The 15,040-nt window shown below is 34.2% G+C and carries 12 protein-coding genes; 3 read left to right on the top strand and 9 right to left on the bottom strand.

The features are described from left to right. Nucleotides 1-156: 156 nt before the first annotated feature. From efp to B5X64_RS14375, 6 genes are all read right to left on the bottom strand, one after another. The gene (gene efp, locus B5X64_RS14350) at nucleotides 157-720 is read right to left on the bottom strand and encodes an elongation factor P (protein ID WP_066678330.1); all 564 of its coding nucleotides are present in this window, start codon (nucleotides 718-720) and stop codon (nucleotides 157-159) included. Nucleotides 721-742: 22 nt separating this feature from the next. Continuing rightward, nucleotides 743-1,090, bottom strand: coding sequence for a hypothetical protein (locus B5X64_RS14355; RefSeq protein ID WP_079465910.1), 348 nt, complete (start codon nucleotides 1,088-1,090; stop codon nucleotides 743-745). Nucleotides 1,091-1,105: 15 nt separating this feature from the next. Beyond that, nucleotides 1,106-1,894, bottom strand: coding sequence for an acyl-ACP--UDP-N-acetylglucosamine O-acyltransferase (lpxA, locus tag B5X64_RS14360; protein WP_066678334.1), 789 nt, complete (start codon nucleotides 1,892-1,894; stop codon nucleotides 1,106-1,108). Next, nucleotides 1,895-3,292: a bifunctional UDP-3-O-[3-hydroxymyristoyl] N-acetylglucosamine deacetylase/3-hydroxyacyl-ACP dehydratase gene (locus B5X64_RS14365; RefSeq protein WP_079465911.1), complete on the bottom strand. Its 1,398-nt coding sequence runs from the start codon at nucleotides 3,290-3,292 to the stop codon at nucleotides 1,895-1,897. Continuing rightward, entirely contained in the window at nucleotides 3,285-4,316 is a 1,032-nt protein-coding gene (gene lpxD, locus B5X64_RS14370) for a UDP-3-O-(3-hydroxymyristoyl)glucosamine N-acyltransferase (RefSeq protein ID WP_079465912.1), read from the bottom strand. Before lpxD ends, B5X64_RS14365 begins: the two co-directional genes overlap by 8 nt. An 88-nt stretch (nucleotides 4,317-4,404) precedes the next feature. Beyond that, complete coding sequence (locus tag B5X64_RS14375) at nucleotides 4,405-5,610, bottom strand: HD domain-containing protein (RefSeq protein ID WP_079465913.1); 1,206 nt, start codon at nucleotides 5,608-5,610, stop codon at nucleotides 4,405-4,407. A gap of 245 nt (nucleotides 5,611-5,855) precedes the next feature. Between B5X64_RS14375 and porX the strand changes: the two genes are divergently transcribed. Continuing rightward, a complete protein-coding gene (gene porX, locus B5X64_RS14380) occupies nucleotides 5,856-7,400 on the top strand; it encodes a T9SS response regulator signal transducer PorX (protein ID WP_079465914.1) in 1,545 nt (514 codons plus the stop codon). A 98-nt stretch (nucleotides 7,401-7,498) separates the two neighbouring features. On the opposite strand, the gene B5X64_RS14385 is transcribed toward porX, so the two are convergent. Both B5X64_RS14385 and B5X64_RS14390 read right to left on the bottom strand, forming a co-directional pair. Next, complete coding sequence (locus B5X64_RS14385; RefSeq protein ID WP_123920706.1) at nucleotides 7,499-8,746, bottom strand: LamG-like jellyroll fold domain-containing protein; 1,248 nt, start codon at nucleotides 8,744-8,746, stop codon at nucleotides 7,499-7,501. A gap of 96 nt (nucleotides 8,747-8,842) precedes the next feature. Then, nucleotides 8,843-12,718, bottom strand: a complete 3,876-nt coding sequence (locus B5X64_RS14390; protein ID WP_079465916.1) for a hybrid sensor histidine kinase/response regulator transcription factor — start codon at nucleotides 12,716-12,718, stop codon at nucleotides 8,843-8,845. A gap of 157 nt (nucleotides 12,719-12,875) precedes the next feature. Between B5X64_RS14390 and B5X64_RS14395 the strand changes: the two genes are divergently transcribed. Both B5X64_RS14395 and B5X64_RS14400 read left to right on the top strand, forming a co-directional pair. Beyond that, nucleotides 12,876-13,286 (top strand): MliC family protein, encoded by a 411-nt coding sequence (locus B5X64_RS14395; RefSeq protein ID WP_079465917.1) that lies wholly within the window; start codon nucleotides 12,876-12,878, stop codon nucleotides 13,284-13,286. Nucleotides 13,287-13,352: 66 nt separating this feature from the next. Continuing rightward, nucleotides 13,353-14,117: an exodeoxyribonuclease III gene (locus tag B5X64_RS14400; RefSeq protein WP_079465918.1), complete on the top strand. Its 765-nt coding sequence runs from the start codon at nucleotides 13,353-13,355 to the stop codon at nucleotides 14,115-14,117. Between the two features lie 51 nt (nucleotides 14,118-14,168). Here B5X64_RS14400 and B5X64_RS14405 read toward each other — a convergent pair whose 3' ends face one another. After that, a complete protein-coding gene (locus tag B5X64_RS14405) occupies nucleotides 14,169-14,540 on the bottom strand; it encodes a septal ring lytic transglycosylase RlpA family protein (RefSeq protein ID WP_079465919.1) in 372 nt (123 codons plus the stop codon). Between the last annotated feature and the right edge of the window lie 500 nt (nucleotides 14,541-15,040).

The following is a 15,040-nucleotide window of genomic DNA, read 5'->3' on the forward strand; positions in this document are numbered from 1 at the left end:
GTTTTTCAGTGTGAGATTGCAGCCCGACCTGAGTGGAGCTCTTTTTGCCGGAGCGAAGCGGAGGCAAAAAAGCGGGAACGGAGGGCGGAAATTGCTGCCATAAAAAAATGAAAGCTGAAAGGTATGATCTTCCAGCTTCATGATATTGTAAGATTCTTACTTTACTCTTTCCAAGTAAGAACCGTCTTCTGTGCTCACTTTGATTTTGTCACCCGGCTCGATGAACAAAGGAACCATTACTCTCGCACCTGTTTCAACGATTGCGTTTTTCAAGGCGTTTGTTGCAGTATTTCCTTTCACACCTGGGTCAGCTTCGATAACTTCTAAATAAACTGACTGTGGCAATTCAGCAGAAAGCGGAGTTTCGTCAGCTTCTTTTAAAATGATTGTCACTTCTTCACCTGCTTTCATCAGGTTTGAGTTTTCAATCATTTCCTTGTTTAAATATAACTGAGAGAAATCTTCGTTATTCATAAAGTGGAAACCATTCTCATCATCATAAAGATACTGGAATTTTCTCGTGATTACTTTTACTTCGTCGATTTTGTGACCTGCAGAAAAAGTGTTATCAAGAACTTTTCCGTTAGTTACTGATTTCATTTTTGTTCTTACGAAAGCAGGACCTTTCCCTGGTTTTACGTGAAGAAACTCAATAATTTTGAAAATATCATTGCTGAATTCGATGCAAAGACCTTTTCTGATATCGTTACTTGTTGCCATTAATTTTTATGTATTATTTTCTTTATTTTGATTTGTAGACCTGAAGACTCAAAACTTTTCTCCCAAGCATATCCATTGCATCAACTCTCGGTTTGTAAAATGTTCCTGCATCCGTAGGAGTTACAGAACGATTATTAATAACCGTATTGAAATTGATGGTATTGATTAAAAGCTGGTCTAGATTTTTATTAACTTCTGAAGAACTGCTTAAGTCTGAATTAAGATTTGAAAAAGATTTTTTAGAATAATCTAGGATTGAATTTACATTTTTAACTGCCAGAGAATCTTTAATATCTAAAGAAAAATTTCTTTTCTGCTGTGCAAAAAAACAAGAAGATAAAACGGTAAGAATCAATACTAAAATTTTCATCAATTTCAATTTTAATTATTCTTTTCCTGTACCGTATCCTTTTACGATACCTCTTGGTGAGTTTTGAATAAACTGAAGAATTTCATCTCTTTCAGCAGTAGGAAGCATTTCTTTTTCGATATGCGTCACTGCCTGAGAAACATTCATCTTCATTTGAAAAATCGCTCTGTAAATTTTCTGAATTTCAAAGATTTTCTCATTTGTAAAACCTCTTCTTCTTAAACCTACAGAATTGATTCCCGCGTAAGCCATGGGCTCTCTTGCCACTTTTACGTAAGGTGGAATATCTTTTCTCACCAAAGTACCCCCAGAAATCATTACATGTTTTCCGATTTTACCAAACTGATGCACGGCAGATAAACCTCCCATTACCGTATAATCACCAATTTCTACGTGACCTGCAATACCGCAACCGTTTACAATGATAACATGATCACCGATTACACAGTCGTGTGCAATATGCGTCGTTGCCATAATCAAACAATTTGCCCCGATTTTTGTATAACCTAAAGCCTTGGTACCTCTATTTACCGTTACACATTCTCTGATTGTAGTATCGTCACCGATAATCGTTTGTGTGTCTTCACCATCGAATTTTAAATCCTGAGGAATTGCAGAAATTACAGTTCCGGGAAAAATTCTACAGTTTTTACCGATTCTTGCGCCATCCATAATGGTTACATTTGAACCAATCCAAGATCCCTCTCCTATTTCTACATCTCCTGCAATGGTAGTGAATGGCTCTACTACAACGTTTTTGCTGATTTTTGCACGCTTATCAACGGCTGCTAATTGATGAATCATTTAATCAATTTTATTTTTTGCAACTTGAGCCATTAGTTCTGCTTCTACAGCAACTGTATCGCCAACATAACCATACCCTTGCATGTGAACAATTCCTCTTCTGATTGGCTCTATCAATTCAATTTTGAAAATCATTGTATCACCAGGAACAACTTTTCTCTTGAATTTCACCTTATCTATTTTAATGAAATAAGTAGAATAATTTTCCGGATCCGGAACGCTTGCCAAAACCAAAATTCCTCCTGTCTGTGCTAAAGCTTCTACCTGTAAAACTCCAGGCATAACCGGTTCTTTAGGAAAATGACCTACGAAGAAAGGCTCATTCATGGTTACATTCTTCAAACCAACAACGTGAGAATCTGAAAGCTCAAGAATTTTATCGATTAACAAAAATGGAGGTCTGTGAGGCATTAGCTTCATGATTCCATTGATGTCGAAAACGGGTTCTTTAGTTAGATCAAACTCAGGAACATTTTTCTTTTTCTGAAGTTTCCACTGACGGTTTAGTTTTTTTGCAAATTGGGTATTAACAAAATGCCCTGGTTTATTAGCAATAACTTTTCCTTTAATTTTCACTCCTGTTAAAGCTAAATCACCAATTACATCTAATAATTTGTGTCTTGCTGCTTCGTTTGGATAGTTTAGAGTTAGATTATCTAAAATTCCGTTGGGTCTTATAGAAACATGGTCTTTCCCGAAAGCTTTTTTCAGTTTTTCGGTCGTTTCAGGAGTGAGATCTTTGTCAACATACACAATGGCGTTAGAGATATCTCCTCCTTTGATTAAACCGTGATCAAGAAGCATTTCTAATTCATGCAAAAAGCTGAATGTTCTTGCAGAAGAAATTTCTTCTTTAAATTCTGAAATATTTTTAAGGGTAGCATTCTGAGTTCCTAAAACTTTAGTTCCAAAATCTACCATGGTTGTCACTTCGTAATGATCTGAAGGAATAATGGTGATTTCTGAGCCCGTAGCCGGATCGCTGTAGCTTAATACTTCTTTTACAACAAGATATTCTCTTGCAACAGCTTGCTCTACCACTCCTACACTTTCGATAGCTTCTACAAAGAATTTTGAAGAACCATCTAAAATTGGAGGTTCGGAAGCATCCATTTCCATCACAGCATTGTCGATATCACAACCAACCAAAGCAGCTAAAAGATGTTCACAAGTATTGATTTTAACGCCAAGCTTTTCCAAAGTAGTTCCTCTTTCTGTAGCCACCACGTAATTTACGTCTGCTTCTACATGAGGTCTTCCTTCAAGATCTGTTCGTACGAAAACAAAACCTGTATTTTCTTTTGCAGGTTTAATGGTCAATTTTACTTCTTTACCAGTATGAAGACCGATTCCAGAAAGAGTAACCTCTTCCTGAAGGGTTTTTTGCATATCACTCATTAGTATGATCTTTTGAGTTATTCTCAAGATTATTTATTCTTTTAGCCAATTCAGGAAGATTCCTGAAATGTACATAACTTCTAAGGTAGTCGTTATAGCTTATCGCTGGAGAACCGTAAATGGTTTCTTTATCATTAACGCTGGAATTCACTCCACTTTGCGCCTGAATTTTCACCTGATTTCCTATTTTTATATGACCTACGATTCCAACCTGACCGCCAATTTGGTTCCAATCTCCAATAGTGGTAGAACCAGCAATTCCAGCTTGCGCAGCAATTACATTGTTGGCGCCAATTTTTACGTTATGCGCAATTTGAATCAAGTTATCGATCTTCGTCCCTTTTCCGATGGTTGTAGAACCAATTGTAGCTCTGTCGATGCTACAATTAGAGCCGATTTCCACATTATCTTCGATAATAACATTTCCTAGTTGAGGAATTTTTTGGAAACCTTCCGGAGTAGGCTGAAAACCAAACCCGTCGCCACCGATAACAGTATTAGAATGTATCACACAATTGTCACCAATAATGCAATAGTCATAAATCCTTGCACCACTATCGATTTTACAGTTTTTACCGATCTTCACCCCTTTACCAATGTAGACTTGAGGAAAGATCTGTGAGCCTTCACCAATTTTAGCTTTTTCTGAAACATAAGTAAATGCGCCGATATAAACCTTATCTCCCAGCACAGCAGTATCATGAATGGAAGAACCATCTTCCACGCCTTCTTTTCTGCCTTGCATCTCTTGATACAAATTCATTAAAATCTGAAAAGAAAGATAAGCATCTTTTACAGCTATAATTGTAGGATTATATTGATTTTTATTGATAAGGGTCTCGGTAACAATAAGTACCGAACATTGCGAAGTCTCTAAGTGATGCGCAAAACGATCTTGCGCAACAAAAGAAAGATGGCCGGATTCTCCGCTCTCAATAGGGGAAACTCCAGTAATAAGTGCGTTTTCGTCACCTATAATTTTTCCGTCAATAAAACTTGCAATTTGCGAAGCTGTAAATTCCATATTCTGCAAAGATAAGAAATTCTCTTATTCGCAAACATTTTTTAGTTTATGGAATATCGATTTTAATATTATTTAAGAAAATTATGCATCACATTCTTGGAAATGCGAGGATATATCTTTTCGTCTTATGTACGATGAGACCTGACAAAAGTTGATCTTCCGACTCATCCAATTTCAAGACCTTTCCATTTTTTTGAAGAAGGTAAATCGGCTGTTTTTCTGTATCATAAGGAAGTAAACTTCTTGTAATTTGGTGAACTAATTCACCACCGTTATCAATTCCAAAAAAATCATTGGTGTTTTTTATTTTTTCGTCAATAAATTTTTCATCAAAAGGATGCGAAGAGATAATTGTCTTCGGAAAATTACGCTGAATCACACATTTGCACCAGTAAGAAAGTACAAAATCTTCTGAGTTCTGCCATAATTTCATCGCCTGAACAACATCATTATCGTCAAGCTGTGTAAAACGTTCAACATCTTCATCGGTAGCTGCGCTTTTGCCTCTATTTAAAAAATATTTTAAATTTTCAGTTGCCGGCAAATCTATCCCTTCAGAAACAAGATATTTTGCTCGCTCGAGGATTTTCACCAAAATAAACTCTGCCAAAGCTGAAGTTTTATGGTAATAAACCTGCCAATACATAAACATCCTTGCCGTCAAAAAGTTTTCAATAGAATACACACCTTTTGCATCGATGACCAACTCTTCTTCACAAACATTCATCATTGAGATTATTCTTTGGGTATTGATATTCCCTTCTGAAACTCCCGTGAAAAAGCTGTCTCTGTTCAAATAATCCAAACGATCAACATCTAATTGCGAACTAATAAGCTGATTAAAAAATTTCCGATGGTATTTTCCCTGAAACATTTCTATCGCTGTCGATAATTGTCCGCCAAATTCATCATTCAGTCTATTCATTAATAATAATGAAAGATTTTCGTGATGCCAATCATCCATCAACATACTTTCCAGAGCGTGAGAAAACGGACCGTGACCGATATCGTGCATCAGAATTGCCAACATCGCTCCTTTTTCCTCTTCAACAGAAATGGCAACTCCTTTTTGTTTTAAAGTTTCCAAAGCGGTAAACATCAAATGCATCGCACCAATCGCATGATGAAATCTTGTATGGGTTGCTCCCGGAAAAATTAAATTCAAAAGTCCGGTTTGTGAAATTCTTCTTAATCTTTGAAAATAAGGATGTTCGATAACATCAAATAAGATTTCGTGAGGTATTTTTATGAAACCGTGTACCGGATCGTTGATGATTTTAAGCTTGTTCTGCATGGAAATATTCTGAGACTATTGCAAAATTAGGTTTTTAAAGTCAATTCAAAGAAAACAGCCAATTATTATTTAGAATATAAACATTAAAATTTATTTACAAATCGCAGTATTTATCTTATCTTCATGCAATAATTTGAGATAAAAATCTTTAACTAAGATTTAACTTTTAGACCTTTTATTTTGTGAGGTTTTATAAAGTTTTGGTCGCAGTTTTGATACATATTCCGCATAAAAAATAAACTTGTATGTCAAACAAAATATTATGGATTGATGATGAAATAGATTTACTAAAACCCCATATCGTTTTTCTTGAAAAGAAAGGTTACGTTGTAACTCCGGTGAACAATGTAAATGAGGCTTTAGAACTTATTGATTCTGAGAAATTCGATTTAACCTTAATCGATGAAAATATGCCGGGAATTTCCGGATTGGAAGCCATCCCAATGATTAAAGAGAAAGACAATTCTTTAAAAATCGTAATGGTAACCAAAAGCGAAGAAGAGCACATCATGGAAGAAGCTATTGGGTCTCAAATCGCAGATTACATTTTAAAACCTGTCAACCCAAACCAGATTTTACTTTCGCTGAAAAAAAATCTTCAGGAAGATAATTTGGTAGAGCAGAAAACTATTTTGCAGTATCAACAGGAATTCAGAAACCTATCGATGGAGCTTTCTTACCTGAGAACATACCAGGAATGGGCAGAATATTATAAAAAAATTGTCAATTGGGAACTTAAATTTGATAAAGTAACCGATAATGAATTTGCAGACCTTCTTCAATCTCAAAAAGAGGAAGCCAATATTCAGTTTGCTAAATTTATCGAAAACAATTACGAAGACTGGTTGAATGGTTCTGAAAAACCAATGATGAGCCATACTCTATTTAAAGATAAAATAAAATCTGTCGTTGAAAAAGATAAAGTTCTTCTTTTGATGGTCGATAATCTAAGATATGACCAATGGAAAGTGATAGAGCCTCTTTTCACCAAATATTATAATAAAGTTTCTGAAGATTATTATTACAGCATCCTTCCTACGGCAACTCAATATGCAAGAAATTCTTTTTTTGCAGGGCTTTTACCTTCAGAAATTGAAAAACGCTTTCCGGAAAAATGGTTTAACGATAATGAAGAAGGAAATAAGAATGAATTTGAGCGTGATTTCTTAGAAGACCAAATGAAAAGAGTGGGTTTAAACTCAAAATCAATGAAGTACCTTAAAGTTTTGAATGCAGATTTTGAGAAAAAAATCTATGATGACTTTAATCAGCACAAAAACAATGATCTTCTGGTAATTGTTTATAACTTCATTGATATTCTCTCGCATGCAAAAACTGATAATCATATTGTTGATCAGTTAATCAGAGATGATAAAACGTTCAGATCATTAACATCGAACTGGTTTGAAAACTCTTCATTAATTAAGATCATTAAACTTGCTGCAGAAAACGGATTCAAATTGGTGATTACAACCGATCACGGAACTGTTTATGTGAAAAAACCCAGCCGCGTTGTTGGTGACAGGGAAACCTCAACTAACATCCGTTACAAAACAGGGAAAAGCTTAACGTATGATGATAAAGATGTTTGGGCAGTGAGCAATCCTGAAAAACTGTTTTTACCTAAAGGAAACCTGAGCTCGAAGTATATTTTTGCCAAAAACAATACATTTTTAGCCTATCCTAAAAACTATAATCACTTTGTAAATTATTATAAAGAAACTTATCAGCACGGCGGAATTTCTTTGGAAGAATGTATTATTCCTATAAGTATTCTAGAACCTAAATAAAGTTTTTAAGCATCATAAAAAATAATAAAAGCCTCTTCAAGATTTGAAGAGGCTAAATCATTAATATGGATTAGTAATAATGATTTATGAAAAAAAAACTACTTTTTAATTATTTTATAAACTCTGGCTTGTTGCTTTGAGATTACCTTCACCAAATAGACTCCTGCTTTCAACTGTGATATATTGAGTTCTGCATTCGCAGAATTTGGATGAAAATCTATTAATCTCTGACCCGCAAAATTTGTAATTTCTACTTTTTCGATTGCATTTTTGGCAGTGATATTAAGAATCCCGTTGGTAGGATTTGGTGATAAAGTCAATTCAGAAATTGCATCAACATCATGTACTCCCAAAGTTACCGACTGACAAGAAGACGTTTGTGTACAACCTGCAATCGTAACAATTACTGCATAATTTCCTGGAACAGTAGGTGTAAAAGATTGCGTAGTTACTCCAACCGGAGCATTTCCGCTATTACAATTAACCCACTGATAAGTTGCGCCTGTTTGTGCAGCAGTTAATGTAGACCCGGAAACAGTAACCGTACTGTTGATATTTACCGCTCCAAGCGTTGAAGAACCAACGATATAATTTGAAGCAGTTCCGTTTAGAGCAAAACTATTTAAAGTACCGGTATAAGAACCTACAGAACTGGCAATAGAAGTTACAGTACTATTATTTGAATTAACCGTTCCTTCATTTATTTTGAAATAAGCCTTTAGATTTGCAGGCGGCGTACAAAATTCATAATTTTTATTTGCCTGAATTTCTGCCAGTGTAAGAGCTTTATCCCAAACACGAACTTCATCTATACTTCCATTAAAAAAACCACCAAGACTTGGAACAATTCTTCTTCCAATAATCATATTGGTAAGCGCTACAGTATTTGTTGCCGTACTTATATTTCCCTCCGTATCTAAATTACCGTCTACATACAATTTATATTTATTGGTAGATAAGCTATTATCGTAGGTTACGGCAATGTGATGCCAGTTTCCATCATTAAGAGTAACTGTACCATTTACTCCACCTCCTTTGTTTTCAATTCTTAACTTATACAATCCATTCACACTATTAATCCTTACTGTAAATCTTCCTCCGTTTACATTATCAGATCCCCAAGTTGTCACCAGATTTTCTCCCGAAGTAGTTGTTGGCAATTTTATCCAAGCTTCTACAGTACGTGGTGCGTTTCCTAAAACGCCGGGATAAGTGGTTTGAATATAATCATCAGTTCCGTCAAAATTAAGAGCATTTTGCTGGGCATTCAATCCCGAAGCCGATCCTAATAAAACAGTAAATAATGTCGCAAATTTTAATTTGCTCGTAAGTAGATTTTTATACATATTGAAATAATTTTGTTTTGCTAAAGTACATTTCGTGGCAAAAGCAGAAAAGCAATCTCGTTGCAAAAACTATCAATCTCGTTGCAAATCTCTATTTCAATGGTATGTATTGGGTGTTTTACCAAAATACTCTTTAAAACATTTGGTAAAATAAGAAGGACTATTAAATCCGGTCATGTAAGCGACTTCAGAAATACTGTAATTTTGCTTTAATAATTCTGCAGCTTTCTTAAGTCTGTAAATTTTAATGATTTCCCCTGTCGGAATATTAAACATCATTTTCACTTTACGATGAAGGCTCGTTCTGCTCATCGATAATTCGGAAGCTAATTCGTCTACGCTAAAATTACTGTCATCTAAATTTTCGGCTAGGATTTCATAAATTTTATTGAGAAATTCTTTGTGCAGTTTATCTGTAGAGTCAGGTTGTTTGTTTTCGGGTACAATATTTGTTTCTGGTTGCAAAAGCTGTTTCTGAAAATATTCGTATTGCTTATTTTGTAAATTGAGCAGATTTTCTATTCTCAACCTCAACTCTTCTATACTGAAAGGTTTTACAACATAATCGTTGGCTCCAAGAGAAAGACCTTCAAGCTTACTTTCTGCATCGGCTTTTGCAGTGAGCATAATAATAGGAATGTGATTGATGTTGACATCAGATTTTAAAGCTTTACAAAACTCAAAACCATCCATTTCGCTCATTGCAACATCACTTACAATAAGATTCGGCATTTTCTCCAAAGTAATTTCTAATGCTTCATTTCCGTTTTCAGCGGTTAAAACATGATATGATTCGGCTAAATTCCCTGCAATAAACTGCGCTAACTCTTTGTGATCTTCCACAATAAGAATCGTCGCTCTTTCTCCTGACTTTTCTTGACGCACTGCCTTTTCAGTCCATTGATCTTTTTGAGACTCAAAAGGAAGCCAGACCGAAAATGCAGTTCCCGAAGGATTTTGGGTAGAGCTTTTCATATCGATAGTTCCATGATGCAAATCTACCAGTTCTTTAACCAGTGAAAGACCCAAACCATTTCCCTGAAGCTGATTCTGATTGGAGCCTTTAAAATATCTTTCAAAAATTTCCGACTGCTCATTTTCTGGAATTCCTGCCCCGGAATCAATAACCTGAATCGATAAACTATTGATCTCTTTATCTACTTTCACCGTAACTGTATCGCCACTTTCACAAAATTTAATGGAATTCGAAATTAAATTATATAAAATCCGGTCTAAAGTATTGATTGAAAATAAAAACTCGGCTTTATCCGGAGATTCTAAACTGAGAGCAATTTTCTTTTCTGAAGCAGTTTCTAAAAAGGCATTCAGAATATTTGAAATAACAGGAACTACATCTCCCCACACAAAATGAGGCTTCAAAACTCCTGCTTCAAGCTTTGCCACATCGATCAACTGATCTGTAAGTTGTATGAGACTGTTTGTATTTTTCTTTATCGTCCCAAATAATATTTCTTTCTCGTGCTGAGATTCTACAGACTTTAGCTGTTCTGCAGGACCTACAATAAGAGACAACGGCGTTCGGAATTCATGAGCAATATTGGCGAAAAATTTTGTTTTTATTTTATCGAGCCTGCGTAATTCCTGAGCTTCTTTTTGCTTTAGCTTGATCGAGTTTTTAATGATTTCCTGATTAATTTTAAATCTTACAAACCAAAAAACACCACCAATTAACACCATCAGATATAACGTTATTGCCCACCACGTTTTCCACCAAGGTGGCGTCACTTTTATGGTTAAAGATTTGATGAGGTTGCTCCAGTTTCCGGTTGTATTGGTTGCATTGACCTGAAAAACATAATTTCCGGGCGGAAGTTTTGTAAAAATGGCTTCAGTATTATTCGCTGCAAAAATCCATTCATCCTGATAACCTTTTAAACGATAACGATATTGAATTTGCTGCGGCTCATTGTATTGAAGTGCGGCAAAGCTTATAGAAACCGTATTTTCAAAATAATCTACAGAAAGCTCTTTAATTTGGTTTACAGGATTAAGATTTCTTTCAGCAAGATCTACTTGTTCATTATTAAGAGCAATCCTCGTAATAGCAGTTGGAGGTGAGAAATTATCATTTTTAATATCTTCCGGATTGAAAACCACCCCGCTTTTCACACCACCAAATGCCATTTTTCCGTCGGGAAGCATTAATTGATGAAACCTGTTGAACTCAATATTTTCCAAACCGTGAGAACGTGTAAAAATTCTTAGTTTATAAGTTGTTGGATTAAATTTTAAAAGCCCTTTATTGGTTCCCATCCAAAGATTCCCCAATTTATCAGGAAGAATTGAATAGATTACATTATCGGGGAAACCTTCTTTTCCGGAAAAGATTTTAACCTTATTATTTTTTTTATTGCATTGAATCAGGCCATCATTACTTCCAATCCATAAAACATCATCATTTTTCGGGTCAGGAACGAGAGAAATTAAATGATTAACAGGAAAAGCTTTTGTATTGTTTTTAATATTATCGATTTTTCTTGTGTCAAGATTTACTTTAATAATCCCGTGAGATTCTGTTGTAGCCCAAAGTATTTTGGTTTTACGGTCAAAATTAATGTCAGTTGGCTTTATATTAGAATTAAAATTAATGAATGAAAACAACAATTTCCATTTTGCCTGCTGAAACAGATAAATATTGTTCAGCTCATCAATCACAATCGGTGATTCATTATAAAGGCTGATTCCTTTTATCGGAGCAAAAGATCCGTCTTTTATTTTTGGTAATTCAGGCAAACGGAAGATTTTCTTCTGCAGATGATCATAATAAGAAACAACACGATTTAGGGCGATCCAGTTTTTATTTTGAGCTGTTACAGATCTTAGAAAATAGGAAGCCGGTAAAATACCGTTCAACTCTTGCCAATTAAAAAAATTGTTGAGGGTAATGCCATAATAATTCTTCAACAGGTCTGCGGCAAAATCTTTTTCAAAATGAAAAGATTTAAAATTGAGCTTTGGATCTACCGTATAAATTCCTTCGGCATCTCCGCCAATCCACATTAAACCAGAATTATCAATAAGAAAAGCTTGCGGTGTCCTGTTTTTTTCAAAATTGAGAACAGTAGTTTTTCTAAAGCCTAAAACCGTATCGTAGTTATAAATAACATTGTCTGCAACAAAATATTCTTTACCCTGAAAATCTGTACTGAGCAATTTAATATTATAAATAGAAGAAAATGGCAGCTTTTCGTTTCTGAAAGTTTTTTTCACGGGATCAAAAAAATAGAACTGCTCTCTATCTGCCCACATTAATTCCCCATTTTTTCTCTGGTGAAACAATGCTGCTTCAATATTATTTTGCTGCAGCTTATTTGCAAACATAGTATAAGGAATAGCATTGTTTGTAAAGCTGTTTGTTTTTTTATCAAAAATCTTGAGGCTTTTCTGGGTTAATACCCAAATATTTTTGTTTTTGTCTTCAAGAATATTATAAATAATCTCATTAGAATTAAAATTCAGATTTCTGCGGCTCAAAGTTTTTCTCTGAATATCAAAACTAAAGAGTTCATTTTTCATGGTTTTAAACCACAAATATCCGTCTTGTGTTACCAACCAGGATTTCCGATGAATATCAATATTATTTTTTTCTAAGAATGCTTTATTAATAATATGACTTATTTTTCCGGAATTTATATCCAAATAATCGATTCCTGCAGATTCGTATTTTATCCAAAGTCCATTTTCTTTGCCTTTTCTTAAATAATCTACTGTATTTGAAGCTAAAGAATTTCTGTCGTTGAAATGATGTTGAAAAGTTGTAAAGTTTCTTCCGTCGTATCGCGAAAGCCCGTTTCGGGTTCCAATCCATACAAAACCTTCATCATCCTGTTCTAAGGCAGAAACGAATGATTGCGGAAGACCCTCATCTACAGATAAGTGTCTTATATTTTGAGAAAAAAATATCTGTAAACCAAAAAGAGAAAAAAATAAAAAGAAATTATGTTTAAGCATATAAACTATTCACTATTTAAATTCGCAATATACTTATTAAAACAATGATTTTTTCATAAAAAAAATCAAATGTTAATTCACATCTGCTAATCAAGGTTTTTTCCGCCGAATTTTGGTATTCATTTTGAAGTAGATTTTTACCCTTAATATAATCATTATGACTAAAAACATTTTGGCAGCTTCGTTTGTTGCAGTATTGACCTTAACAGCTTGTAAAAAAGAAAACACCACATCAGAATCTTCTTTAGGTTCAGATTCTATGGTAAGCTCTCCGAAAGATTCTACCAATCAACCAGCCAGCGATTCATTGGTAAATAATCAAACAGAATCGAATCCTGAAATTATCAAAACCACTCTTTCCGATAAAGATGGAAAAAAATTAGATGTAACATTTAACAATACAAAAAACACGGCTACTCTACTATTTAATGGAGAAACGATAGAACTTGAAGGTCAAAAAACGGCATCCGGAATTTGGTATAAAAATGACCATTACGAATTACGAGGCAAAGGAAATGAAAACGAACTTCACAAAGACGGAAAGCTAATTTTTAAAAGTGAAAAATAAACAAGTTATGAGTGTCGGTACAAAAACCGGCATTTGTTTTTATAACTTTGCTTTTATATTTATTTTATGAGATTAATTACCTACAACGTCAACGGCATCAGAGCTGCTTTTACGAAAGATTTTTTAGGATGGCTGAAAACTGCCGATCCGGATATTATCTGCATTCAGGAAAGTAAAGCAGGAAACGATCAGATTGATACAGAAAGTCTTGAAAAAGCAGGATATCACAGTTATTGGCATTCTGCACAGAGAAAAGGATACAGCGGAGTCGGAATTGCATCTAAAACAAAACCCAATCATGTAGAATATGGTTGCGGAATTGAAAGCTATGATAACGAAGGAAGAATCATCCGTGCAGATTTTGATGGATTTTCAGTAATTTCTGTCTATGTTCCTTCTGCTTCAAATATCGAAAGACTGGAATTTAAGATGCAGTTTTGCCATGACTTTTTAGAGTATATTAAAAATTTAAAGAAAGAAATTCCGAATTTGATTATTTCCGGAGATTTTAATATCTGTCATCAGGCGATTGACATTCATAATCCTATAGGTTTGAAAAACACTTCCGGCTTTTTGCCAATGGAAAGAGAATGGATGACCAACTTCATCGAAGAATGTGAATTGATAGACAGTTTCAGGCTCTTTAATAACGAACCAGACAATTATACCTGGTGGAGCTACCGACAAAATGCAAGAGCCAATAATAAAGGTTGGAGGTTAGATTATAACTTTGCTTCTTATTCTTTAAAAGATAAACTCAGTAGAGCCGTTATTTTAAAGGAAGCCGTGCATTCTGATCATTGTCCTACCTTAATCGAGTTTAACCTCTAAAAACATAAAAGCCAGCTAAAATTTAGCTGGCTTTCTAATTTAAATCATAAATTAATCGACAATTTCATATTGTACCGGAATAACACCATGATCGGTATTTCCGATTTCATCGAACGCAGCTTTAGACATATCTAATGCTCTAGCTGAATGGAAAGGACCTCTATCATTAATCGATACAATTACTTCTTTACCATTGTTCAAATTGGTAACCCTAACTACAGTACCAAAAGGAAGCGTTCTGTGCGCTGCGGTAAGTTTTGAATTATCAAAAATTGCTCCGCTTGCAGTTTTTCTACCGTTAAATTTATCGTGGTAGTACGATGCATAACTTGTTTTCTTCGCATCTACAGCATTATTCGTAAATGAATAAATACCTAGTGTTGAAATCATCATTATGATTACGAGAATGAATCTTTTCATCATGTTGAACTTTTATTTGTTTGACGGGGCAAAACTATAGCTAAACATGATCACTGCCTATTTTAATGGTTAACAAGTATTAAATAAAACTTAACTAAAACTTAAAAAAGACTGTCATTTACTATGAATAACGCAATCGAAGCATGGTGTTAAATAATGTTAAAAAAAACAAGTAAACAATAATTTAATTAACTAATCGCAACATAAGATTATTTTTTAAAGAATACAACACCCTATTAAACAGTATTTTAATTAAATAAATCAGCTTAAAAAATCACCCGCTTGATGAACATTTTATTAATTCCCTGAAATTGAATTCTTTAATTTTTATTCAATATTAATTGAAATTCAGTCAATTGATTTAGGGCACACGCATCAATTAAAAAAGAAAAAAATAAAGACTTTAAGATAAAAAAGAACTTGTTTTGAACCATCTGAAATATTGAACTCATCTGGAGCTCAAATTACAGATATCAACATTACTCGCTATATAATTGTTTAAT

The organism is Chryseobacterium balustinum, assembly GCF_900168205.1.
Lineage (GTDB): Bacteria > Bacteroidota > Bacteroidia > Flavobacteriales > Weeksellaceae > Chryseobacterium > Chryseobacterium balustinum.